Consider the following 22,304-nt stretch of genomic DNA (forward strand, 5'->3'; position numbering starts at 1 on the left):
GAGATAAAAAGGTGATTAATTTGTATTTTTGTATAAAATATGTAAGAAATGTTCAATAAGGAAGAAATGTTATCAGTTTGCACAAGATTGTCCCAAAATACTTTGATGCAAACTTTAGAAATCGAATATATTGATGCAGGAGAAGGTTTTTTAACTGCTAAAATGCCAGTAAACCCAAGGGTTCACCAACCTATGGGATTGTTACATGGAGGAGCATCAGTAGCGTTAGCAGAGAGTGTTGGTAGTGCAGCTTCTCTAATGTTTTTAGATCCTGAAAAATTTGAAGTTAGAGGTATTGAGATTAGTGCCAATCATTTGAAAAGTAAAAGAGAAGGAGTGGTTTATGCAACTGCAAAAATTATCCACAAAGGGAGAAGTATACATTTATGGGAAATTAGGATTGTGGATGAAAATGAAAATTTAATTTCACTTTGTAAATTAACCAATATGGTTTTACCAAGAAGAAAAATGTAATGAAAAAAGTAATAGAGAAAGCAAGATTACATTACCGAAAAGATCTACCTTTTGTACTTTTTGCCAATCCAGAAGAGGATAAATTACAAGCTTGGTTTCAAAGAGATAATTCATTAACGCTTTTTAAAGGGCAAAATGGCTTTGTCTTTACCTCTTTTAATAAAGAACAAAGTTATAGCATAGAACAATCTAATAGTGATTTTTATGAAGAAAAGATTACTAATAAAAGTGATGATTCTCCTGATTTTGAGAAACCAGAAATTAACATAATTGAAAAAAAGAACTTTGAAGCTTTAGTCGCTGATAGTATTCAAGCTATTTTAGAACAGCAATTTCAAAAGGTAGTTGTTTCTAGAAAAGTTTTACTGCCAATTTCTATTGATTTTGAAGTTTCATTTTTAAAATTACTTTCAAATTATAAAAAAGCATTTCGTTATTTGTTTTATCATCCTAAAGTAGGAATGTGGATGGGAGCATCACCTGAGCAGTTGCTTCATATTGAAAACAATAACATTAAAACGGTTGCATTAGCAGGAACTCAATTGTATAGTGAAAATATAATTTGGGAAACCAAAGAAAAAGAAGAACAGCAATTTGTAACTGATTTTATTACAAACCAAATTACTTCTTTTACTGAGGAAATGGATATTTCAAATCCTTATACAGAAAAAGCAGGAAATTTAGCTCATATAAAAACTAATATAAGTGCTAAATTAGTTGCTTCAAATTCAGCATTAGAAATAGTAAATGCTTTACATCCTACACCTGCTATTTGTGGTTTACCCAAAGAACCAACTTTAGATTTTATTTTAGCTAATGAAAAATATGATCGCAAGTTTTATTCTGGCTTTTTAGGAGAATGGAGTGATGTTAAAAAGAATCTATTTGTAAATTTAAGATGTATGGAAGTTGAGAAAGAAGCTGTTCGCTTATATGTAGGATGCGGAATTACAAAAGATAGCAATCCAGAGAAAGAATTTTTTGAAACTGAAAATAAATTAGCTACCATAGTAAAAATAATTAAGATATGAAATTAGATATATTAGCCTTCGGAGCACATCCAGATGATGTTGAATTAGGCTGCGCAGGAACAATTGCAAAAGAAATTTCACTTGGGAAAAAAGTTGGAATAATAGATTTAACAAGAGGAGAACTAGGAACAAGAGGAACTGCTGAAACAAGGGACTTGGAAGCTCAGGCTGCAGCAAAGATATTAGGAGTAACTGTAAGAGAAAATTTAAACTTGAGAGATGGATTTTTTATAAATGATGAAAAACACCAATTAGAGGTTATTAAAATGATTAGAAAATACCAGCCAGAAATTGTTTTATGTAATGCTATTGAAGATCGTCACATAGACCACGGAAAAGGGAGTAGCCTTGTGAGTGATGCTTGTTTTCTATCAGGATTAATTAAGGTAGAAACAGAAATTGAAGGTGTTTTTCAAAAGGCTTGGCGTCCAAAAGTAGTTTATCATTATATACAATGGAAAAATATAGAACCAGATTTTGCAGTTGATATCTCTGGATTTATGGATATAAAAATGGAAAGTGTTTTAGCTTATGGAACACAATTTTATGATCCCGATTCAAAAGAACCTGTTACACCTATTACTTCTAAAAACTTTCTAGATTCTATAAAATATAGAGCACAAGACCTTGGAAGGTTAATTGGAGTCGAATATGCAGAAGGTTTTACTGTTGAAAGATATTTGGCAGTCAATAGTTTAGGAGATTTGGTATAAAAAAGTGTAAAAAATATTTTAAAAACCTTTGCAGGATTAATCAAATGTACTATATTTGCACTCGTTAAAAACAAATGGTGATTGTAGCTCAGTTGGTTAGAGCATCGGTTTGTGGTACCGAGGGTCGCCGGTTCGAACCCGGTCATTCACCCTAATTTTAGAAGCATTGAAGAAATTCAATGCTTTTTTTTATAATCACGTGTAAAATATTAAAAACAAAAAAACTCCTGAAACTTCAGGAGTTTTTTCTAAATATGTTATGTTGATTATAATTTATGCATATTTTGTGCTAAAGTTTCAATAAACTTTCCAATTGGTCCTTTTATCATCATTGCCATCATAGGATTAAAGTCACCATCAAATAATAATTGTATTTCAGTTTTGTTAGCATCAAGAGCAACAATATTTCCTGTTAAATTAAAAGGTAATTTACTTGAAGCTGCTCCTAAGACAATCTTAGAGTTGGCAGTAGCTTCTTTTTTTAATAATTTAATTTCTGGCATTCCTTTTAATCCAAATTCAAAGCAATTTTCATCAATTACTTCAAACTTAGCAATATTTTCTGGCATTAATTTTTCAAAATTTTTAACATCCGTTAAGGCATTAAAAATGTATTCGTCTGATTTCTCAACAACTACTTTTGTGCTTTCTAAATTCATTTTCAGGGATTTATTTTTTTAAATTTCTATATTCCATGTAGCTGGACTTTTTCTCCATTCTTGTAAAGTTGTCATCTCTTCTTGGTCAATATATCTTCTATTAACAGCTTCTTTTAGAAGGTTTTCATAATCACTTAAAGTAAACAATGTAATATTCGCTTCTTTAAAACGTTCTACAGAAAGATCAAATCCGTAAGTAAAAATAGCTGCCATTCCTTTTACATTTGCTCCTTCATTTCTAAGTGCTTCTATGGCTAAAAGACTACTTCCTCCAGTACTAATTAAATCTTCAACTACAACCACATTTTGTCCTTTTTCAAGAAAACCTTCCACTTGATTTTGTCTTCCATGTTTTTTTGCTTCTGGTCTTACATATACAAAAGGCAATCCCATTACTTCCGCAACAAGTATGCCAATGCCTATTGCACCAGTTGCAACACCTGCTATGACGTCAGGTTTTCCAAATTTTTCTTCAATATTTTTAGCAAATTCATCCTTTATGAAATTTCTAATTGCTGGAAATGAGAGGATTATTCTATTGTCACAATAAATAGGAGACTTCCAGCCAGAAGCCCATGTAAAAGGATTTTTAGAATTTAATTTAATTGCGTTTATTTGTAAAAGCAATTCGGCTGTTTTTTCGGCTGTGTTTGTATTAAAAATCATATTGCAAATGTATAAAGTTTTTGTAAACGATAAGGCACTTTTTTTAACAAATGAAGTACAAAAGGAGACTAATTTTAAAATTTTTCTCTTAGAAAGTATTGATATTAAAAAGCTCATCATAAAATTATTTCAAAATAAGATTGAAAATGCTTTTTTGTATCATCCAGATGAGAAGCTAATTATGAAGACATTAAAAGCGAAAATGCCAGTTGTGAAAGCAGGTGGAGGACTAGTTTATAATGATGAAGGGAAAGTTTTATTCATTTACAGGAATGGAAAATGGGATTTACCAAAAGGTGGAACTGAAAAAAATGAAACTATGGAAGAAACAGCCATGAGAGAAGTTGAGGAAGAAACAGGAGTTTCTGGTTTATCCATTGTAAGTAAGCTCCAAAAGACATATCATGTTTTTAAACGTAATGGAAGGTATAAATTAAAACAGACCTATTGGTATGAAATGAAGTCTACTTTCAAAGGTACTCCTTTAGGTCAAGCAGAAGAAGGAATAGAAAAAGTGGAATGGGTTCATCCAAATGATATTCCAAAATTACTTGAAAATTCCTATGAAAATATTAAATTATTGTTTAATTAGTTAAACTAAAGATTCTGTAATCATTTCTAAATATTGTGTAAGAAGTTTCTATTGTGTTTTTTTGACCTTTGTATAAACTAAAAAATATTAGATATGGAAACTAAGAAAAACATAGAAATTTTAAACGGACTAATTTCAATTCTAGAAGATGGTAGAGTAGGGTATACAAATGCTGCTGAGAATTGTGAAGATGCTAATCTAAAGACTGAATTTTTTGGAATTGCAAGAGAAAGAGCTTTAATGGTCATCCAATTACAAGATGAAATTAATAATTTAGGTAAATCTACTAGTGCAACTGATGGTCCTTTAGGAGCTATTCATAGAGCTTGGATTGATTTTAAATCCATTGTAACGGGTCATAAAAGTGATGCTATTATTGAAGCCTGTTTAACAGGAGAAGAAGCTGCTTTAAGTACATTTAAAGAAGCAATTAAGAATGAATCATTAACCCCTCATTTGTTTTCAGTAATTTCTTCACAATTAATGATGATTGAGAAATCTATTGGAAAAGTTAAGGCATATAAAGATATTACAGTTTAAGCAAACTAATTTATAAGAAAGGGACTTTCATTTGAAAGTCCCTTTCTTATATAAGTTTAAGAATAATTAATTTTTATTTCATATTCTTGTATTTTAAGTTGTAATCTTTTGATAAGATAATCATTTTTGTCTGAAAGATTTTTTAAAATTAACTTAGCCTCTTCACAATATTTTATAATTTTTTCTTTTTCCCAATGTGCTGGTGGAGTTTGTAAATTTGTAATTCTATCAGCTATTTTAACTATTCCTACTTCTTTTTGTAATTCATTTATTCTGTTCAAACTATCCTTCATTCTATCTTCTTTATATTCAATACTTGAGTCTTTAGTTAAAGCCTTTACAGCTTTTGCAATTGGTTCACCAAATAAATCTTTAATTTCATTATAATTAGTTGAAGTATCTTCAATAGTATCATGTAAAATAGCTGTTTGAATAGCAAAATTTAAATCAAAATTTTTATCGTTGGAATAAGCTATCATAATCTCCATTGCCACATTTGAAATATGTAATAAATAGTTTGAATTTGTACCAGGAACTTTTTGATCGCTATGTTTTTCCCCAGCAAATAGCATAGCTTTTTGATATAATTCTTGTGTCATAAATGATTACTTTATTCTATAAATAGGATATTGCAAATGCTCTTTTTCATAATATTCCGAATTTCTATAAATCCAGTCTAGTTGTGCCTCTGGACTTTCCGCAAACTCTTTGTCTGTCATTTTTTTAGCATCAAATTCAGCTTTTAGTTTAGCGCTTTTGGTTATTAATTCTTTTGCCAAATCTTCAAATACATAAGCTGAAAAATATTCTTTTTGTTGTAAGATAGGATCAAAGAAATTCCAATTAAAATAGCTATCTACGGCTTCTGGTTCCAACGTTTCTAATAAATATTTTACTCCTGCTTGTTGGGTTTTAATTAGAAAATCTCCTTTTTTGAAAGCTATTTTTTCAGTTTTAGTGGTAACCCTTGTATTATAATGACCATAATGACCTTCGTAAGGTCTTTTGGAAGTTTCGTAAGAATCAATTTTATAGCTTTCAACTTCAATTATAGTATCATTAGTAATGGTTTTTAGTGCTATGTTATTCAATTGTAGTAAATCAAGTATTGACCATTGCGATTTTGGAATGACATAATATGAGGGAATTATTATTTCTTTTGTGGCTTTATAATCACTGTAAAAATTAATTTTTTTGGTAAAGGGTTGTTTTTGGTCGTAATACAAACGGTTTTTGCCTGTTATTTCACTGGGTTTATAATCTCCTTTGTATCCTTTAAATTCCATTTTGGTAACTTTAGACGAATCTAATTCCCATTGTAAAGGATATTTCATTCCAACTATATAATTTTTAAGGTTTTCAGCTTTTAACTTTTTAATTTTTTGATAGTTCTTCTCTACATAATTCATGGTTGCCAACATGTATTCGTAGGTAACATTTACTCTGTCTTTGTAAGGTTTTAGCATGTGTGTTTCAGGAACAGAACCTAATGAATTGAAAAGTGTAGTATAACCCGTAGCATAACGAGGTGAATCCATAAATTGAGCAAAACCAGCATCAGGTTTGTCTCCATGTATATTTACATAGGGTGTACTTTCAATTTTTTTCTTTTTTAACTCTTTCATAATTTCAGGATGCATTTCATTTTTATAAAATTCTCCTAATTTCCCTCCTAATCTTTGATGTTGCGTAGCAATACATGTAAAAGTATATTGATAATCGGCACCGTTAGAAACATGATTATCGATAAACATATCTGGATTAACTTCATGAAAAATTTCTTGAAAACTTCTTGAATTTCTAGAATCCGACTTTATAAAATCTCTGTTCAAATCGAAATTTCGAGCATTTCCTCTAAAACCATAGGCCTCTGGACCGTTTTGATTGGCTCTTGAATGTGAATTTCGGTTTAAACTTCCACCAATATTATAAATAGGTATAGCAACAATAATAGTGTTTTTAGGAACTCTTATTTTGGCAGTTGCCAAATCGCGAAGGAACATCATACTGGCATCAATACCATCAGGTTCACCAGGATGAATACCATTATTGATTAAAATGACAGCTTTATTTTGGCTATAATCAAAATTTTTATTTTCTGAAAAAGTAACAATATGTAGTGGTTCACCGGAATCGGTTAAACCCATTGCGTCCATTTGAATGGTTTGAAATTGATTAGCCAACATTTTATAATATTCAATACATTCTTCATAAGTGGTAGATTGATTACCATTTCCCTTTTCGAAAGGTGTTTTTAAATCTTGCGCTACAATCAAAGTTGAAGTCAAGAAAAAGAATAGTAGTTTTTTCATAGAGGTTTATTTTGTTTTTTTATATTTTATGCCGCTATCTGTTGTAATGACAGCTGATGCACCTTTATTTCTTTGTTCTTCTGTAGGATTTAGAGAATGTAAATCCAAAGTGTTTTCATACTTAATTAATTTTCCAGTAATATCAAATTCTTGTAAAATGTAATGATCAAAATCAGATATAAGTTGGCGTATAGATTTAATCATTCCATTTTCATAATATATAATTCTTTGTTGAAAATTGAATTTTCTTATCCATAAAACATGTATTTTTCCAGAATCATAATAGGTTCTAGAATAATTATAGCCTTTACCGTCATAAATTACTAAAGAATCATTTTCTCTTATACTATATTTTTCAGGTAAATAATAGCTGTCAGATGGTTTTAATTCACTTTTACCTACAAAAGGATTAATTTTTATGATTGGTTTTTTGATTTTTGGGTTTAAAAATTTTAATTTATTAATAAATACACAGTTGCAATCAGCTAATTCATTATTTTTAAAATCACGATTAAAGTTAAAAAGGATAGTATCTTGTAGTATTGAATAACTTATAATGGCTCCATTTCCACAATTTTCTATATATTGAATCTCCATAGACAATGTATCATTTACTATTTTTGAAGAAATAATTCGTTGATTAATTCCATCAGTACTTCCTATTGGCTCTTGACATTCTTCTTTAGACTCATAAAGTTTCAACTCTTTATTTTGAGAAAAGAGAAAAGATGAAAACAGAAAAAAACTTAAAAATAACTTCATTCTTTTGATTTAAAAGTATCAATAATAAAATAGGCAAACAATACAACAAAACCCAGTATTAAAATTAGTTTAGCATTTGGATAATGTGATAGTTTGAAAAAGCATCAACTAAAATAAATATTATAATTACAGATAAAATTCCAAAAGGAAATACTTTTAGACTTTTGTTATTATTGTTTAGATATATGTCATAAAGTTCTAGAATAAGCCAAAAAATGAACGCACCAAAACTTATGATTGGTAAAAGAAAAAATGATGGCGAATGAAAAACGTTTACATAATAGTGTATTGGCAAACAAATTACTAAAACCAATTTGACATGATCGATTAATCGCTTGTTTTTTTTAAAATAATAACGAATAGGATAAAGAAGAACGATTAATCCAAAACCTATGGTCATTAAAATTCGTGAATAAGGCCAATGCATTATTTTGAACAATATCCCTATTATTATAATTGGAAACGATAATCGAATTAATCTAACAATGAATATTGACTTCATCTAAGTTTTGGTTTACCCAAATGTACTAAAAAAACAAATCATTTAATTATTTGGAGACCAAAATTCGGAATTCGTAAAGCAAAGCTTATCTTTGCCAAATGAATAGAAATCCGCTTTCCAATAATGTCCTTTTGAATCTTGATATTCAAAGACTAAATAAAATGCAAGAAGTAGCTCAAAATGCTATTTTGAATGATGCTAATGTCTTATTACTTTCTCCAACAGGTTCTGGGAAAACACTTGCTTTCTTATTGCCAATTTTTCAATTGTTAGAGGAAGATGTAAAAGGAGTACAAGCTGTAATTTTAGTTCCTTCTCGTGAATTAGGCTTGCAAATTGAACAAGTTTGGAAAAAAATGGGAACACATTACAAAGTGAATATGTGTTATGGGGGTCACTCTATTGATGTTGAGATTAATAATTTAAGCAATCCACCAGCTTTACTAATTGGAACACCTGGTCGAATTGTAGATCACTTAAACAGAAGAAGTTTTACTACTGAAAATGTAAAAACCTTAGTTTTAGACGAATTTGATAAATCGTTGCAATTAGGCTATCACGAAGAAATGTCTTTTATTGTAGGACAACTGACGAAGTTGAATAAACGGATTTTAGTTTCGGCTACTTCTGGAGTGGAAATTCCTAAATATACTAAAATTATTGATCCAACATTTGTTGATTTTATTGATGAGAAAAAACAAAATACCAATTTAGATACGCGTATCGTTTTTTCGAAATCGAAAGACAAATTGGAATCGCTTTTTCAATTGATTTGTTCGTTAAATTCAGAATCTGCTATTATTTTTTGTAATCATAGAGAAGCTGTTGAGCGTATTTATGATATGTTACTTTCAAAAGGAGTGCTTTCCACTTTTTATCATGGTGGTTTAGACCAAGATGAACGTGAACGTGCTTTAATTCAATTTAGAAATGGAAGTGTTCTATTCTTAATCACAACCGATTTAGGGGCTCGTGGTTTAGATATTCCAGAAATGAAACACGTAATTCATTATCATTTGCCTTCAAAAGAAGATGAATTTACCCATAGAAATGGTCGTACGGCTCGTATGTTGGCTACAGGAACTGCTTACGTGTTAATTCATGAAACGGAGAAAAAAACTGATTATTTCGATTATGGAAAGCGAAGATTGGATGTGTCCAATGCAAAGTCATTACCGAAAGCACCAGTTTTTCAAACGCTTTATATTAGTGGAGGAAAGAAAAATAAGCTGAATAAATTTGACATTGTAGGTTTCCTTTCTCAAAAAGGCGAACTTGAAAAGGACGACATCGGTTTAATTGAAGTAAAAGATTTTATTTCGTTTGTTGCCGTTCGGTTTACCAAAGTGAAAGCCTTACTTTCCAAAATTAAGGACGAGAAAATGAAAGGGAAGAAATATAAAATTGAAGTAGCGAGACAAGTGATGAAGAAGGAAGAAGAAGATGTGGAAACGCATCCAAAATTTACTTCTCGAAAAGAGAATAATAGGAGGTAAGTTTTTTAATAATACAATTTATCAGTTTACCGTCACTTCGAGTGCGAAGCGTATCGAGAAGTTTTTGCTTTTTAAAGAAGTTTTCTCGATACATTTTACTCCGATCTATTCCCAAAATCTTCAAAATCCTTGAACTTACGGAAACTTATACAAAAAAATGAAACAAGAATTTTGTCTATTATGTAACGAAAGTGCAACGGTTTTTTGCGAAAAGCCCAATCATTTATTTTACAAATGTGACAACTGTCAAGGCATTTTTAGACCCAAACATACTTTTTTTGATACTTCATCCGAAAAAAAACATTATGAACAACATAACAATAATGTAAATGATTTGGGTTATCAAAAATTTGTTGAACCACTTGTAAATGCTATTCTAAAAGATTTTTCTCCTAATGATAAAGGTTTAGACTTTGGCTCAGGAACTGGACCAGTTATATCAAAAATGCTTCATGAAAAAGGCTATCAAGTTGAAAACTATGATATTTTTTTTGAAAATGTACCTGAAAAGTTAACCCAAAAATACAACTATATTTCCTGTTGTGAAGTGATGGAACATTTTCACGAACCATTAAAAGAATTTAAATTATTGCATTCAATGTTGTTACCTAATGGGAAACTATATTGTAAAACTGAACTATTCCAAAACCAAATTCCATTTGAAAATTGGTATTATAAAAACGATTTAACACATGTTTTTATTTATCAAGAAACCACTTTACATTGGATTCATAAGTTATTGAATTTTAAAAAAGTGGAAGTGAGGGATAAGATTATTCTTTTTGAGAAATGATTCTAACATCTTTTAGTTAAGATAAAAGTTTATTAAGTAATTCATTAACTTATTTTTTGTATCATTTGTTTTTTAAACTAAAAACCTTGTCTACATGACAAGGTTTTATTAGATATTAAAAATTTTATTTTAAATTAATTTACTACTGGGCAATTAACATTTACTCCAGCATACATATTCATTACATTTGAGGCAGAATCTAAATCTGAAATCACATCAAAATTGGTATTATCAATTACCAAAACGGCCCACAATGGAGAATATCCAGAATCACTAGGAATAGTACCTAATACATTATGAGTTTGCATTGTTCCTGTTTCAGTTTTAAAGCCTGAAGCTGGTCCGATATTGTTATCATTAAACATAACATATATTGGAGATATTGGTACAGCTCCTGAACCATTTGCTGTTAATGTTGCTTCTTCAAAACTAAAATAGGCAACTGCTTTTCCTTTATACCAACCCAAAGTTAGTTCACTAGCTACACCTTGTGTTTTACTTTTTGATGCTGTAGAGCCAAAAGGTACTACGGGACAATTTACAATAGCATTTGTTTGACTTATGGTATAATTTGAAGCAAGAATTTCTTCTAAACTTGTAATGCTATTTGGAACATAAGTGCTTGGGACAATCACTTTATTTACGATCCAAAAATCATTATAACCTATTTCTCCAGGAAGGGAAGCAATGATGTTGTTTTGACCAGATAGAGGAGTATCAGAGCCTTCTTTAAAGAATACATAAATTGGAGCAGGAGTTGATGATTGTACATCAAAATTGTAATATTGTGCGGAACTACCTGTTCTTTTTAATCCTGTAGTGATGAATGGTTCTTCATCAAAATTTATAGCAACATTAGGACCAGGTAATCCATTAGTTGAAGTTCTTACAAATAAATTTCCTGCACTACTACTAAAACGATCTACACTAACTTTTTCAGCTGTGTTAATGTCTTTTGAAGTGATTCCTTGGTTGGTTGAATCGTCATTGGAACAGGCTGTGAATAAATATCCAATGAGTAAACTAAATGTAATAATAGACTTTTTCATAATTGAATTAATTTGTTTACTTCAAATGTATACTATTAGTTTTTTTTATTTTGTTAGATATCTAACGTAACTCAATTATGACATTTTGAACTGATAAAAGCATATGAGGAATTACAATTAAAAAAAATGCAAGAGATGGATAAGAGTTCTTGTCTTTGAAAAATAAAGTTTGTGACAATTTTATTTTCCCTTCCAGTTTGCCACAGTTTTGTGGTAAAAAAAATAAAAAAAAATAAATTGCCACAAAACTGTGGTAAATAGAATTTTTTTAAAAAAATTGCCACAAACTTTTTTTAGTTAGAATGAGTTTTACATTAGATAAAAAAAACTATCCTTTTAGTAAAAAGATAGTTCGTCAAAATCTTTAATTTCTGATAGTTTAATTAATTTCTGTAATTTTATATCTTCCCAAGTTTCTTTAAAAACTTCATCATTGCCTTCAGCTTCTTCATTAATGTTTCCCTTTTCTAATTTTTTTTTAGTTAAAAAATTAATAGTTGTTGAGTTATTGACTATTGGTCCATAATTATTATTAAAGTCATGACCAATTAATTCAAAATCGGAATTCCCATATCTAAAAGTGTATTCCCAATTTTAATTAGATTTTTTCCTTTGTACCATCGTACAATAATCGATAATAATTATCTCCTTCAATTAACAATCCTTCTGATTTTTTAAAGGGCCAATGTTTCAACAAGTTTTTGGTTGGCTGAATTTGAACTTGCACTTCCGATTATGGCAAATAGTTGTTTCTTTTGAGTCATTATATTAGAACTTATTCTTTAGCATTTTTTGAATATGAAGTACTTTTCGTTGTAGCATTTTTCTATTTCTTTCAGGATTATATAAAGTTGGATTTTCTAACATAAGAATCAAAGTAATACGTTCTTTTTGATTTAAATCTTTTAATTCTTTATTGTAATAGTAGTGTGCTGCTTTTTTTATCCCTCTATTTTGATATAAATAATCAGAATCTTTTAAAAGCAATTTTAAACATTCTCTTTGTGTATACTTACGTTCTAGTTTTAAAGTAAAAAAAATACCTTCATATATCGATTCAAATCGATTATTATAATAGGAATGATACATTCTTGTAATGTTAAGACATGGACATTGTTTATTAGAATAAGAAAATAAATTAGATACTGCTAATTCTTTGAAACTAGGACTTGTATAAATAGAATCATAGGTTTCAATAATTTCTTCAAATGATTCTTCTTTTGCTTGGTCTAATGCAGTTGTTAGTTGTTTGTAATTCTGAGTATCAAAAATAGGATTGAAATCACTTAAAAGTAAATTGTAGATAACTACTAAAAGTACAAGGCAGATAATACCTGTTTTTAATAGCCCTTTCGCTATTTTTTTTAATTTCATAATTTATTTTAACTAGGATTACAAGCTCCATTAGTAGTAATTTTATTCCTATTTTATTTGTTGTTGCATTTTTTAATGCTTTCTATAATGGGTTTTAAATTTTTATTTAAAGTTCTTTTATTTATTCAAAAAGTTAATGTATAAAAAGATACCTTTAAAAATTATTTCCCAGGAACTACCTTATAAGTAGGATCTTCCATAATATTTACATCAATAATGGCTTCTGCGTTTTTAAGTAGTTCCACACAGTCATTACTCAAGTGTTTTAAGTGTACTTTTTTGCCAACAGCAGCATAACGTTCTGTAATTTTGTTTACGGCATCAATGGCACTCATATCGTTGATTCTGCTTTCTGCAAAATCAATGATGATTTCTTTGGGATCGTTTTGTACATCAAATTTTTCTGCAAAAGCGGTGGTTGAACCAAAGAATAAAGGTCCAAATAGTTCATAGTGTTTTACTCCGTTTTCATCAATATATTTTCTAGCACGAATGCGTTTTGCACTTTCCCATGCAAATACTAAGGCAGAAATGATGACTCCAATTAAAACCGCTAAAGCTAAGTTATGTAAAAAGATGGTAATCAAGGTTACTACAAGCATGACGAAGATATCGTGCTTAGGCATTTTAGTAAAAGCTTTAAAACTAGCCCATTCAAAAGTTCCAATGGCTACCATAATCATAACTCCAGTTAAAGCAGCCATAGGTAATAATTCGATTACAGGAGCACCCACTAAAATAATGACTAAAATCGTTAAAGCAGCTACAATTCCAGATAGCCTAGCTCTTGAACCAGAGGATAAGTTGACCAAGGTTTGTGCAATCATAGGACATCCACCCATTCCGTAGAAAAAGCCGTTGGCAATATTGGCTGTTCCTTGTGCTAAACATTCTCGGTTACTATTACCTTTTGTTCCAGTAATTTCATCTACCAAGTTTAAGGTTAGTAAACCTTCTGTCAAACCAACTGCTGCCATTATTAAACCATAAGGTAAAATGATTTTTAAGGTTTCTAACGTAAATGGAATTTGTGGAATATGAAAAGGAGGTAAGTCACCACTAACAGAAGCAATGTCTACTACTTGTTTGGTATCTATATTAAAAATAAGCACGATTCCGAATACTACAATGATGGAAACTAAAGATGCTGGAACAGCTTTTGTAATTTTAGGTAAAATAAGAATAATAGCAATGGTTAAAGCTACTAAACCTGCCATGATTAAAAAGGGTGAACCTGTTAACCATTCTTTTTGTCCGTTAATAACAGTTTTAAATTGTTCTAATTGAGACATGAAAATGATAACTGCTAAACCATTCACAAAACCAAACATAACAGGCTGTGGTACTAATCGGATGAATTTACCCAGTTTTAGTAACCCCACAACAATTTGTATTACTCCTGCAATAGCTACGGCACCAAACACATATTCTAATCCGTGTGACTTCATTAAAGCAATCAAAACGATTACTGTTGCACCAGCACCACCAGAAATTAAACCTGGTCTTCCTCCAAAAATAGCTGTTATAATTCCCATGATTAAAGCCCCATATAGGCCTACAAGAGGAGGGAAGTCTGCTAAAATAGCAAACGATAATGATTCAGGAATCATTGTCATAGCAACGGTTAAGCCCGCTAATATTTCTGTTTTATAATCTACTTTTTGTTTAAAATCGAAAAGATTGAGTACTTGTCTCATGCTATTTTTTGGCTTTTAAAATAAAAATGCAAAAGTAAGCATTTCAAATTGAAGAAACCTAACGCTTAAATGAAGTTTAAACCAAACTCAATTACTATTAAGCAAAATTTGATGACTAGTTCTGTGTATTAAGTTACTAGTTCTATAAATTTAATACTTTAATCTCGAAATGATTAAGATTGATAAGTAGTTATAAATTATAATTACTTTAGACCCATGACAGCTTCAGGAACTAATCTGGTAATGTCACCACCATTTCTTAACACATCCCTCACAATGCTAGATGAAATATAAGAAGTTCGAGCTGCAGTTAGTAAGAATACCGTTTCAATTTGGGATAAGCTTCTATTGGTATGTGCAATGGCTTTTTCAAATTCAAAATCTGCAGGATTACGAAGTCCTCTTAGAATAAAATCTGCTTTTTCTTTTTTACACAAATCTATGGTTAGTCCTTGATAGGTAATAACGCGTACTTTAGGTTCGTCTTTGAATGTTTCTTCAATGAATCTTTTACGTTCTTCTAAAGAAAACATGTATTTTTTTTCGGCATTTATACCAATGGCTACAATGACTTCATCAAATAATGAAATACCTCTTTTTATAATATCGGAATGACCATTAGTAATGGGATCAAATGAACCAGGGAATATCGCTCTTCTCATATATGTATATTTTATTTTTTAACGGTCATATATGGTATCGCTTTTTTTGTTATTTGCTTAAGCAAACTTTTTGTTAATGGCGATTTCATTATTTTATTTTTAATGCTTCCGTAAGATTATTAATATCTTTACTGGAATATTCTCCTATGATAGATTTATAGGCTCCTTTTTTATTGATAATCAGTAAGCCAATGCAGCTCCCTTTTTTGTCAAAGAAATTTTTCAAGAAATAGCGACCTATATCATCATAATGGGTTGTATTATCTAGTATAGGTTTGGCTGCTAACTTATCATCATAGATAAATATATTTCTAATATTGGTCATATCCACCTTACTGTATACTTTATTGTTTAACCAATTATAAGTCCTTTCTAATTCGGTATAATTCTCGTACGGACAATAGTCTTGCGGAAAGCGATAATTGATGATTAGGAATTCTTCTTCTTCCTTCCAATTATATTCATAACGAATCGACTTCATTTGGTCTTTAGGAATGTTTTTTTCTTGAGCAAAACTCACTTGAAAAATTAGAAATAGTATTGGAATATATTTTTTCATCAGTCTCTTGTTATTTTATAGAATACACTTAAGTCTTGAGTTAAATTTTTTAATTCTTCTTTTGAATAGGAAAAGGGGTAAGTATAATTCTTTTCTTTTAAAATTTGATCGATTTCAGATTTAGAATCTATTTCCATATTGTTTTCTACTACAAAAACACTATCCTTTGTGATTTTTGTAATTTTTAAAGTAGAATAATGTCCTCTTAGCTCAGGTAATTCAAAATAATAAACATCACCTATTTTTGGTTTTTTAGCATAATCTAGTGTCTTATCTTCTTCCATTTTATCATAAAAGATTCCACCAATTATTATGGCAGCTACAATACCAATTCCGCTAAAGTGTTTAAGTGGAGTCTTTATTGGATTTCTATCTTGCTCAATTTTAAATTTAGCTTTAATTTTTTGGTCTAGATTTTTAATATCATAAGTTGCTTTACAAGTATTGCATTCAACAATATTTACTTTTCCAATTGGGAAAAATGGAATCCAATAAATATAAAAATATTTACCAAAAACGCTATAAGTCATTGTGGCATCATTATCGCAATTTGGACATTTTACATTCCTAAGTTGGCCTGTTTTAATTTTCGAAGAATTGGTTCCGTAAAAAATCATAGGTATAAAGGTAAAGTTATTTTTTTATTTTAAAGCTTCTTCAATAGCATTTTCAAAAAGTTCGGGTAAAGAAATTCCTGCTTCACGAGCTTGTTGCGGTAAAATACTTTCATTGGTTAAACCAGGAACCGTATTTATTTCTAACATATATGGCTCTCCATTTACAATTATAAATTCGCTACGAGAAAATCCTTTCATCTTTAATACCTCGTATGCTTTTTTAGCAACCGATTCTATTTTTTGTTTCATTCCATCCGAAATTCTTGCCGGAGTAATTTCTTTAGATTTTCCTAAATATTTAGCTTCATAATCAAAGAAATCATTTTCAGATACAATTTCTGTAATAGGTAAAACTTTCGTTTTCCCTTTAAAACTAATCACTCCTACAGACACTTCTGTTCCGTCTAGAAAACTTTCAATAATAATTTCATTGTCTTCTTTATAGGCCATTTCTATAGCAGGAAGGAATTCCTCGGCTGTTTTTACTTTGGATATTCCAAAACTAGAACCTGATTTATTTGGCTTAACAAAACAAGGTAACCCAATATTTTTTAAAATTTCGTCAGCCTTAATTTCATCTCCAAAATTCAAATAATGTGAAGTTGCAGTTTTAATACCATAAGGCTTTAAAACAGAAAGTGTATCTCGTTTGTTAAAAGTCAAAGCAGCCTGATAATAATCACACGAAGTTTGTGGAATGCCTAAAAGTTCAAAGTAAGCTTGTAGCAAGCCATCTTCTCCAGGAGTTCCATGTATGGCATTGAAGACTACATCAAAAGTTGTTTTTTTATCTTCAATAACAACAGAAAAATCACTTTTATCAATAGGATATTCCGTATTGTCAGTTGAGACATAAACCCATTTGTCTTTTAAGATGTGAATTTTATATATATTGTAGTTAGAAGCTTCCAAATTTTGGTAAACTACATTTCCACTAGAAAGAGAGATTTTGTATTCGCTAGAATATCCACCCATGATGATGGCAACATTTTTCATATAATTCCGTTAATAAGTAAACAAAATTACATTATTTATTTATAACTCTAAATCTTTTCTATTTTATATCTTTGTCAAAATTGAATATTTATGAGCATACGAAAATTCTTAACCAGTAAAACATTTCTTATACAATTAGCTATTGCTTTTGGTATCATTGTAGTTTTAGGTTTCGCATTATTAAAATTTTTAGACGTTAAGACAAATCATGGAGAAGAAATTCCTGTTCCAGATTTATCTAAAATGCAAGTGGTTATTGCCGATGAAAAATTAAAAGAGTTAGGTTTAGAATTATTGTTATTAGATACAGTAGATTTTCGAAAAGACATGCCTCCTTATTCCATTGTAGAACAAAGTCCAAAGTTTGGAACTACTGTTAAAAATGGTAGAAAAATATATGTAAAAGTAAATTCTGGAGGATATACAGATGTAATCTTACCAGATTTTAAAGAAAAAACATACCGTCAAATAAGTGCCAATTTAAAATCGATGGGTTTAAAAGAAGGTAGGATAACATATAAAAAGAATATGGCTAAAGATGTTGTTTTGAGTTTAACTCAGAATGGTAAAACATTGAAAGAAGGAGATAAAGTAAAGAAAAATTCTGTAGTGGATTTTGTTTTAGGAGATGGAAAAGAAGTTTTTGACCAATCTGATATGATTTTAGAGTCAGAAGAAGAACAACTTCCAGATGAATTTAGATAGAAAATAAAATGACAGCGTACACAGTACCCAATGACGATTTAGAGGATGATTTACATGAACATCATCGATTTGTTATAGCCAAAGGTCAACAAGCGTTGAGAATAGATAAATTCTTGATGAATGCTATAGAAAATACTACAAGAAGCAAAATTCAAAAAGCAGCCGATTCAGGTTCGATTTTTGTCAATGATATAGCTGTAAAATCCAATTATAAGGTAAAGCCTGATGATGTGGTTAGGGTTATGCTAGAACACCCTCCTTATGAACATTTATTAAAAGGAGAAAATATTCCTTTGGATATTGTGTATGAAGATGATCAAGTCATTGTGATTAATAAGCCAGTAGGTATGGTGGTTCATCCTGGACATGGTAATTATTCAGGCACTTTAGTGAATGCTTTGGCTTATCATTTTGATAATTTACCCATGAATAGCTCAGAGCGACCAGGATTAGTACATCGTATTGATAAAGATACTTCAGGATTATTGGTGGTTGCTAAAACAGAATTGGCTATGGATTATTTAACCAAACAATTTGCAGCAAAAACTTCTGAAAGAGAATATGTTGCTATCGTTTGGGGTGATGTAAAAGAAGATGAAGGAACCATTGAAGGCAATATCGATAGACATGTTTCCAATAGAATGCAAATGGCTGTTTATCCTGAAGGAGAAAAAGGGAAACCAGCTGTAACCCATTATAAAGTTCTAGAACGATTAGGTTATGTAACTTTAATTTCATGCCGATTAGAAACTGGAAGAACGCACCAAATTCGCGTTCACATGAAATACATTGGGCATACTTTATTTAATGACGAACGTTATGGTGGAAATGCCATTTTAAAAGGAACAACTTTTACCAAATACAAGCAATTTGTAGACAACTGTTTTAAAGTGTTACCTAGACAAGCTCTTCATGCAAAAACTTTAGGTTTTGAACATCCTATTACTAAAGAATTCATGCGTTTTGATACAGAAATTCCTCAAGATATGGTAGATTGTATTGAAAAATGGAGAGTCTATAGCAAAGCACAATCGTATAGTGAAGACGAATAAAAATTTAGATAGACTATATATGTTGGTCTAGCAAAATCACATTACCATCAGGATCAGTAATAACTATATTTGCTGGTCCTGTTGTATTTTCATCAATCGGTTTTTCAATGGTGATGCCTTTAGCTACAAGGTCTTTCTGGATGGTTCTAATGTAATTAAAGTTTTCTAAAGCAGTTGCATTTTCATCCCAACCAGGATTGAATGTTAAAATATTATTGGAAAACATCCCTTGAAAAAGACCAATTATTGTTTTATCATTTTTCATGATGAGGTAATTTTTTTCCAAGTCACCAGCAAATACTGAAAAACCTAAATTTTCATAAAATTGTTTTGAAACTTTAATATCTTTAACACTTAAACTTACTGAAAAGGCTCCTAATTTCATATTTTCTATTTTTTTGATTTTTCTATTTTATAATATCATCATCCGTATTTAAAATTCCATCTCTTCCTTTAGATAAAAGAATATAAGTGCTACCATTATTAATAGATTTATAATGATATGCATTGCCCCAAAGATCAATTGTAATGTTTTTATGCAAAGGATTATTTCTAATGATTTCAGTTAATTCTTTGGGATAAAAACCCATACTTTCTTTTTCTTTATCCAATAATGCTATTACTTTAGATAATTCCTCTTGGACTTTTTTATCATCACCAAAATAGTTTTTGTAGGTAGCAAACCCAAAAGAAAATAGGAACGTTATGCATAAAATAGTAATAAAAATTTTTGTGCTTGGAAGCAGCTTATTTTCTTTTGCTGTGGCTTTTTTCTTTTTCAAATCTTTTAGGAATTGAAAATCAAGGAGATTTATTAGGAAATCTAATATGAGTTCGAATAAAATCATAAAGAACTATAACTTATTGTACCAAATATAGGAAAAATAATAAAAGTCTTTTGGGATGAAATAATTTTTAAGATTTATTTGTTAGCCAATCTTCTAATTTATTTTGTATTTCAAACTTTTTGTTTAAATATGCTTCTGAAGTTATTTTTTTCTGTTGTTTGGAATGCCTTGCATCAGATAATTTTTTTAGTAATACATAAAAGTGCATTTGAGCAACTAAAGCATAATTTTCTTTGTAGTAGTTATATACATTGTTCAAACTTCTTTGAAGTTTCTTTTCACTTAAAAGTTTTTTAGTATTTTCTATGGTTTCTTTTTGTAGTAATATTTGATTCCAGTTTGATATATTTTGTAAATATATTTGTAGCTTATCATGAAATTTACCATAATTATAAATTCTATTTTGTAAAAATAAAATTGACTTTATGTTAGTTTCAAAGTTTTTTGGCCCTGAATTATTTTTAACTTGTATTCTGATATTTTTACCTATTTGAAATCCAAAACCATAACCCACAAGCCATTCTCCATGATACTTCGAATAGTCTAAACTTTTAGTATGCTCCCATAAAATTAAATCAGAAGTTAGCCCAATCTTAAAACCTTCCATTTCACCTTTAATTAGTGGTATATATTCTCCCATAAATTATTTAAAATAGTGATGTATTGTAAATATTTCAAAATTAATAAAAACAATCTCATCCATAATACCAATCCAACTATAATTATTTTTGATAAAAATTGTAATCCAAAATTTACTCTTTTTCGTACATTTGGAAAACGATAAAAAAGAGATATGAAAATTGTTATTTCACCAGCAAAATCATTGGATTTTGAAACCAAATTACCAACAGAAAAGTTCACACAATCTGATTTTATTACAAAATCAGAAACCATACATAAAATCTTAAAAAAACAAAAGCCAAAACAATTGATGGATTTAATGTCCATTTCTGAAAAGTTGGCTGATTTGAATTGGCAACGTAATCAAGATTGGCAAACGCCTTTTACTGCTGAAAATGCACGACCAGCTGTGTATGCTTTTAATGGTGATGTGTATACAGGTTTGGATGCGTACACCATTCCAACTGAAAAATTGGATGAGTTACAAGATAAATTACGTATTTTATCAGGTTTGTATGGTGTTTTAAAACCTTTGGATTTAATGCAACCGTATCGATTGGAAATGGGAACTTCTTTAAAAATTGGTACCAAAAAGAATTTATACGAGTTTTGGAAAAAAACAATTACTGATGCTTTAAATAAAGAATTGACTAAAGACGAATTATTCTTAAACCTAGCCAGTAATGAATATTTCAGTGCAGTAGATACAAAAGCTTTAAAAGTACCAGTAATTACTCCAGAATTTAAAGATTATAAAGACGGGAAATTAAAAATGATTAGTTTCTTCGCAAAAAAAGCTAGAGGTTTAATGGTACGTTATATTATTGATACAGATGCTAAAACCATTGAAGATTTGAAAAAATTCAATTATGAAGGTTATGTTTTTGATAGTAATTTGAGTAAAGGAAATAAATTGATTTTTACGAGGTAGAATGTTTATTTTAAATATGTTTTTGTTTATTTATTGTTATAGTGCGCTTATTTTATTTCCATTCTTATCAATGTAAAACCAATGGGAACTTTCCCAAGATTTATGTTCTAAATCATCTGAAATGGTTTCACAATCATAAGCCACTTTTGACTTTCCATCCTCAAAAGGATATGCACATTCAAATTTAGGTTCAATTATTACTTCACCAATTTCATTTGCAAATCCTATTTTTCCATTGCGCATTATTCTAAATAATCCATCGGATAAATAATCTGGACCATTGTCAAATAAATAGGCATCAAAAATCACTTCTTTGTTTCGATTGATAGCAACCATTCCATCACCATAACGTTCCTTGTCGAAAACATAAGCAAATGTTGTGAATGTATCCGTAAAGCACATGCCAATTGTTCCAATGGGTATAATTGTGTCTCCTTTTTTATTCACAAATCCGCAAGATGAACCATACTCAAACTGACCTTTATTTATAGAAAACAAAGTATCCTTATCGGTTGTAACAGTAGCATAAGATTTAGTTGATGCTACTTTTGGGTTATCCGGTTTTGAATTACAACTTACAAAGAGTAATAGTAATACAATGGTACTAATTTGTTTCATTTTAGTGCTGCATTATAATTTGTTTGATTTATCAT

Annotated in this window: 27 protein-coding genes and 1 tRNA gene; 11 read left to right on the forward strand and 17 right to left on the reverse strand. The window is 29.7% G+C overall.

What is annotated here, in order from left to right; translation table 11 throughout:
- Positions 1 to 48: 48 nt before the first annotated feature.
- The 4 genes from FIA58_RS01325 to FIA58_RS01340 all read left to right on the forward strand — a co-directional run bounded on the left by FIA58_RS01325 (position 49) and on the right by FIA58_RS01340 (position 2,370).
- On the forward strand, positions 49 to 474 hold the full coding sequence (locus FIA58_RS01325) for a PaaI family thioesterase (RefSeq protein WP_140959229.1): 426 nt from the start codon (positions 49 to 51) through the stop codon (positions 472 to 474).
- On the forward strand, positions 474 to 1,505 hold the full coding sequence (locus FIA58_RS01330; RefSeq protein WP_140959231.1) for an isochorismate synthase: 1,032 nt from the start codon (positions 474 to 476) through the stop codon (positions 1,503 to 1,505). The genes FIA58_RS01325 and FIA58_RS01330 overlap by 1 nt, the downstream gene beginning before the upstream one ends.
- Entirely contained in the window at positions 1,502 to 2,218 is a 717-nt protein-coding gene (bshB1, locus tag FIA58_RS01335; protein ID WP_140959233.1) for a bacillithiol biosynthesis deacetylase BshB1, read from the forward strand. Before FIA58_RS01330 ends, bshB1 begins: the two co-directional genes overlap by 4 nt.
- Before the next feature lie 76 nt (positions 2,219 to 2,294).
- Positions 2,295 to 2,370: transfer RNA gene (locus FIA58_RS01340), tRNA-His, on the forward strand.
- 114 nt (positions 2,371 to 2,484) lie between these two features.
- Here FIA58_RS01340 and FIA58_RS01345 read toward each other — a convergent pair.
- Together FIA58_RS01345 and pyrE are read right to left on the reverse strand one after the other, a co-directional pair.
- Entirely contained in the window at positions 2,485 to 2,877 is a 393-nt protein-coding gene (locus FIA58_RS01345) for an SRPBCC family protein (protein ID WP_140959235.1), read from the reverse strand.
- Positions 2,878 to 2,895: 18 nt separating this feature from the next.
- Positions 2,896 to 3,543, reverse strand: coding sequence for an orotate phosphoribosyltransferase (gene pyrE, locus FIA58_RS01350; RefSeq protein WP_140959237.1), 648 nt, complete (start codon positions 3,541 to 3,543; stop codon positions 2,896 to 2,898).
- Between the two features lie 7 nt (positions 3,544 to 3,550).
- Between pyrE and FIA58_RS01355 the strand changes: the two genes are divergently transcribed.
- Both FIA58_RS01355 and FIA58_RS01360 read left to right on the forward strand, forming a co-directional pair.
- Positions 3,551 to 4,135, forward strand: a complete 585-nt coding sequence (locus FIA58_RS01355) for an NUDIX hydrolase (RefSeq protein WP_140959239.1) — start codon at positions 3,551 to 3,553, stop codon at positions 4,133 to 4,135.
- A gap of 93 nt (positions 4,136 to 4,228) precedes the next feature.
- Positions 4,229 to 4,675, forward strand: coding sequence for a ferritin-like domain-containing protein (locus tag FIA58_RS01360; protein ID WP_140959241.1), 447 nt, complete (start codon positions 4,229 to 4,231; stop codon positions 4,673 to 4,675).
- Positions 4,676 to 4,731: 56 nt separating this feature from the next.
- Here FIA58_RS01360 and FIA58_RS01365 read toward each other — a convergent pair whose 3' ends face one another.
- The 4 genes from FIA58_RS01365 to FIA58_RS01380 all read right to left on the reverse strand — a co-directional run bounded on the left by FIA58_RS01365 (position 4,732) and on the right by FIA58_RS01380 (position 8,251).
- Positions 4,732 to 5,274, reverse strand: a complete 543-nt coding sequence (locus tag FIA58_RS01365) for an HD domain-containing protein (protein ID WP_140959243.1) — start codon at positions 5,272 to 5,274, stop codon at positions 4,732 to 4,734.
- Between the two features lie 6 nt (positions 5,275 to 5,280).
- Entirely contained in the window at positions 5,281 to 6,987 is a 1,707-nt protein-coding gene (locus FIA58_RS01370; protein WP_140959245.1) for a M14 family zinc carboxypeptidase, read from the reverse strand.
- Between the two features lie 6 nt (positions 6,988 to 6,993).
- Entirely contained in the window at positions 6,994 to 7,749 is a 756-nt protein-coding gene (locus tag FIA58_RS01375; protein ID WP_140959247.1) for a hypothetical protein, read from the reverse strand.
- A 64-nt stretch (positions 7,750 to 7,813) separates the two neighbouring features.
- Entirely contained in the window at positions 7,814 to 8,251 is a 438-nt protein-coding gene (locus tag FIA58_RS01380; protein WP_140959249.1) for a GldL-related protein, read from the reverse strand.
- Between the two features lie 98 nt (positions 8,252 to 8,349).
- Between FIA58_RS01380 and FIA58_RS01385 the strand changes: the two genes are divergently transcribed.
- Positions 8,350 to 9,747, forward strand: a complete 1,398-nt coding sequence (locus tag FIA58_RS01385; protein WP_140959251.1) for a DEAD/DEAH box helicase — start codon at positions 8,350 to 8,352, stop codon at positions 9,745 to 9,747.
- Between the two features lie 157 nt (positions 9,748 to 9,904).
- A complete protein-coding gene (locus FIA58_RS01390; RefSeq protein ID WP_140959253.1) occupies positions 9,905 to 10,540 on the forward strand; it encodes a class I SAM-dependent methyltransferase in 636 nt (211 codons plus the stop codon).
- Between the two features lie 134 nt (positions 10,541 to 10,674).
- On the opposite strand, the gene FIA58_RS01395 is transcribed toward FIA58_RS01390, so the two are convergent.
- From FIA58_RS01395 to FIA58_RS01425, 7 genes are all read right to left on the reverse strand, one after another.
- On the reverse strand, positions 10,675 to 11,589 hold the full coding sequence (locus FIA58_RS01395; protein WP_140959255.1) for a hypothetical protein: 915 nt from the start codon (positions 11,587 to 11,589) through the stop codon (positions 10,675 to 10,677).
- A gap of 768 nt (positions 11,590 to 12,357) precedes the next feature.
- Entirely contained in the window at positions 12,358 to 12,963 is a 606-nt protein-coding gene (locus tag FIA58_RS01400; RefSeq protein ID WP_140959257.1) for a transglycosylase domain-containing protein, read from the reverse strand.
- Positions 12,964 to 13,124: 161 nt separating this feature from the next.
- Positions 13,125 to 14,660 (reverse strand): SulP family inorganic anion transporter, encoded by a 1,536-nt coding sequence (locus FIA58_RS01405; protein WP_140959259.1) that lies wholly within the window; start codon positions 14,658 to 14,660, stop codon positions 13,125 to 13,127.
- Between the two features lie 203 nt (positions 14,661 to 14,863).
- A complete protein-coding gene (coaD, locus tag FIA58_RS01410; RefSeq protein ID WP_140959261.1) occupies positions 14,864 to 15,322 on the reverse strand; it encodes a pantetheine-phosphate adenylyltransferase in 459 nt (152 codons plus the stop codon).
- An 88-nt stretch (positions 15,323 to 15,410) separates the two neighbouring features.
- Entirely contained in the window at positions 15,411 to 15,881 is a 471-nt protein-coding gene (locus FIA58_RS01415; protein ID WP_140959263.1) for a hypothetical protein, read from the reverse strand.
- On the reverse strand, positions 15,881 to 16,498 hold the full coding sequence (locus FIA58_RS01420) for a zinc ribbon domain-containing protein (RefSeq protein WP_140959265.1): 618 nt from the start codon (positions 16,496 to 16,498) through the stop codon (positions 15,881 to 15,883). The genes FIA58_RS01415 and FIA58_RS01420 overlap by 1 nt, the downstream gene beginning before the upstream one ends.
- A 24-nt stretch (positions 16,499 to 16,522) precedes the next feature.
- Positions 16,523 to 17,494, reverse strand: a complete 972-nt coding sequence (locus FIA58_RS01425; RefSeq protein WP_140959267.1) for a D-alanine--D-alanine ligase — start codon at positions 17,492 to 17,494, stop codon at positions 16,523 to 16,525.
- A gap of 90 nt (positions 17,495 to 17,584) precedes the next feature.
- Here FIA58_RS01425 and FIA58_RS01430 point away from each other — a divergent pair, with 90 nt between their 5' ends.
- Positions 17,585 to 18,199, forward strand: a complete 615-nt coding sequence (locus FIA58_RS01430) for a PASTA domain-containing protein (RefSeq protein ID WP_140959269.1) — start codon at positions 17,585 to 17,587, stop codon at positions 18,197 to 18,199.
- A gap of 8 nt (positions 18,200 to 18,207) precedes the next feature.
- Positions 18,208 to 19,251, forward strand: a complete 1,044-nt coding sequence (locus FIA58_RS01435) for an RluA family pseudouridine synthase (protein ID WP_140959271.1) — start codon at positions 18,208 to 18,210, stop codon at positions 19,249 to 19,251.
- Between the two features lie 13 nt (positions 19,252 to 19,264).
- Here the strand turns inward: FIA58_RS01435 and FIA58_RS01440 are convergent, their stop codons facing one another.
- The 3 genes from FIA58_RS01440 to FIA58_RS01450 all read right to left on the reverse strand — a co-directional run bounded on the left by FIA58_RS01440 (position 19,265) and on the right by FIA58_RS01450 (position 20,739).
- A complete protein-coding gene (locus tag FIA58_RS01440) occupies positions 19,265 to 19,636 on the reverse strand; it encodes a VOC family protein (protein WP_140959273.1) in 372 nt (123 codons plus the stop codon).
- Positions 19,637 to 19,658: 22 nt separating this feature from the next.
- Positions 19,659 to 20,033 carry a hypothetical protein gene (locus tag FIA58_RS01445; RefSeq protein ID WP_140959275.1) on the reverse strand — a complete coding sequence of 125 codons (375 nt, stop codon included), beginning with the start codon at positions 20,031 to 20,033 and terminating at the stop codon, positions 19,659 to 19,661.
- A gap of 133 nt (positions 20,034 to 20,166) precedes the next feature.
- Positions 20,167 to 20,739 carry a hypothetical protein gene (locus tag FIA58_RS01450; RefSeq protein WP_140959277.1) on the reverse strand — a complete coding sequence of 191 codons (573 nt, stop codon included), beginning with the start codon at positions 20,737 to 20,739 and terminating at the stop codon, positions 20,167 to 20,169.
- Positions 20,740 to 20,892: 153 nt separating this feature from the next.
- On the opposite strand from FIA58_RS01450, the gene yaaA reads away from it, so the two are divergent.
- Complete coding sequence (gene yaaA, locus FIA58_RS01455) at positions 20,893 to 21,651, forward strand: peroxide stress protein YaaA (RefSeq protein WP_140959280.1); 759 nt, start codon at positions 20,893 to 20,895, stop codon at positions 21,649 to 21,651.
- Between the two features lie 36 nt (positions 21,652 to 21,687).
- Here the strand turns inward: yaaA and FIA58_RS01460 are convergent, their stop codons facing one another.
- Positions 21,688 to 22,269, reverse strand: coding sequence for a WG repeat-containing protein (locus FIA58_RS01460; RefSeq protein ID WP_140959282.1), 582 nt, complete (start codon positions 22,267 to 22,269; stop codon positions 21,688 to 21,690).
- Positions 22,270 to 22,304 lie beyond the last annotated feature (35 nt).

Source organism: Flavobacterium jejuense (genome assembly GCF_006491595.2).
GTDB lineage: Bacteria > Bacteroidota > Bacteroidia > Flavobacteriales > Flavobacteriaceae > Flavobacterium > Flavobacterium jejuense.

What these genes read in the sequence shown, in the direction of transcription:
- FIA58_RS01325 (WP_140959229.1), top strand. Translation starts at nt 49, where the DNA reads ATGTTCAATAAGGAAGAAATGTTATCAGTTTGCACAAGATTGTCCCAA.
- FIA58_RS01440 (WP_140959273.1), bottom strand. Translation starts at nt 19,636, where the DNA reads ATGAAATTAGGAGCCTTTTCAGTAAGTTTAAGTGTTAAAGATATTAAA.
- FIA58_RS01360 (WP_140959241.1), top strand. Translation starts at nt 4,229, where the DNA reads ATGGAAACTAAGAAAAACATAGAAATTTTAAACGGACTAATTTCAATT.
- FIA58_RS01460 (WP_140959282.1), bottom strand. Translation starts at nt 22,269, where the DNA reads ATGAAACAAATTAGTACCATTGTATTACTATTACTCTTTGTAAGTTGT.
- FIA58_RS01355 (WP_140959239.1), top strand. Translation starts at nt 3,551, where the DNA reads ATGTATAAAGTTTTTGTAAACGATAAGGCACTTTTTTTAACAAATGAA.
- coaD (WP_140959261.1), bottom strand. Translation starts at nt 15,322, where the DNA reads ATGAGAAGAGCGATATTCCCTGGTTCATTTGATCCCATTACTAATGGT.
- FIA58_RS01395 (WP_140959255.1), bottom strand. Translation starts at nt 11,589, where the DNA reads ATGAAAAAGTCTATTATTACATTTAGTTTACTCATTGGATATTTATTC.
- FIA58_RS01430 (WP_140959269.1), top strand. Translation starts at nt 17,585, where the DNA reads ATGAGCATACGAAAATTCTTAACCAGTAAAACATTTCTTATACAATTA.
- FIA58_RS01380 (WP_140959249.1), bottom strand. Translation starts at nt 8,251, where the DNA reads ATGAAGTCAATATTCATTGTTAGATTAATTCGATTATCGTTTCCAATT.
- bshB1 (WP_140959233.1), top strand. Translation starts at nt 1,502, where the DNA reads ATGAAATTAGATATATTAGCCTTCGGAGCACATCCAGATGATGTTGAA.
- FIA58_RS01400 (WP_140959257.1), bottom strand. Translation starts at nt 12,963, where the DNA reads ATGAAATTAAAAAAAATAGCGAAAGGGCTATTAAAAACAGGTATTATC.
- yaaA (WP_140959280.1), top strand. Translation starts at nt 20,893, where the DNA reads ATGAAAATTGTTATTTCACCAGCAAAATCATTGGATTTTGAAACCAAA.
- FIA58_RS01435 (WP_140959271.1), top strand. Translation starts at nt 18,208, where the DNA reads ATGACAGCGTACACAGTACCCAATGACGATTTAGAGGATGATTTACAT.
- FIA58_RS01450 (WP_140959277.1), bottom strand. Translation starts at nt 20,739, where the DNA reads ATGGGAGAATATATACCACTAATTAAAGGTGAAATGGAAGGTTTTAAG.
- FIA58_RS01345 (WP_140959235.1), bottom strand. Translation starts at nt 2,877, where the DNA reads ATGAATTTAGAAAGCACAAAAGTAGTTGTTGAGAAATCAGACGAATAC.
- FIA58_RS01415 (WP_140959263.1), bottom strand. Translation starts at nt 15,881, where the DNA reads ATGAAAAAATATATTCCAATACTATTTCTAATTTTTCAAGTGAGTTTT.
- FIA58_RS01370 (WP_140959245.1), bottom strand. Translation starts at nt 6,987, where the DNA reads ATGAAAAAACTACTATTCTTTTTCTTGACTTCAACTTTGATTGTAGCG.
- pyrE (WP_140959237.1), bottom strand. Translation starts at nt 3,543, where the DNA reads ATGATTTTTAATACAAACACAGCCGAAAAAACAGCCGAATTGCTTTTA.
- FIA58_RS01405 (WP_140959259.1), bottom strand. Translation starts at nt 14,660, where the DNA reads ATGAGACAAGTACTCAATCTTTTCGATTTTAAACAAAAAGTAGATTAT.
- FIA58_RS01385 (WP_140959251.1), top strand. Translation starts at nt 8,350, where the DNA reads ATGAATAGAAATCCGCTTTCCAATAATGTCCTTTTGAATCTTGATATT.
- FIA58_RS01330 (WP_140959231.1), top strand. Translation starts at nt 474, where the DNA reads ATGAAAAAAGTAATAGAGAAAGCAAGATTACATTACCGAAAAGATCTA.
- FIA58_RS01365 (WP_140959243.1), bottom strand. Translation starts at nt 5,274, where the DNA reads ATGACACAAGAATTATATCAAAAAGCTATGCTATTTGCTGGGGAAAAA.
- FIA58_RS01420 (WP_140959265.1), bottom strand. Translation starts at nt 16,498, where the DNA reads ATGATTTTTTACGGAACCAATTCTTCGAAAATTAAAACAGGCCAACTT.
- FIA58_RS01425 (WP_140959267.1), bottom strand. Translation starts at nt 17,494, where the DNA reads ATGAAAAATGTTGCCATCATCATGGGTGGATATTCTAGCGAATACAAA.
- FIA58_RS01375 (WP_140959247.1), bottom strand. Translation starts at nt 7,749, where the DNA reads ATGAAGTTATTTTTAAGTTTTTTTCTGTTTTCATCTTTTCTCTTTTCT.
- FIA58_RS01390 (WP_140959253.1), top strand. Translation starts at nt 9,905, where the DNA reads ATGAAACAAGAATTTTGTCTATTATGTAACGAAAGTGCAACGGTTTTT.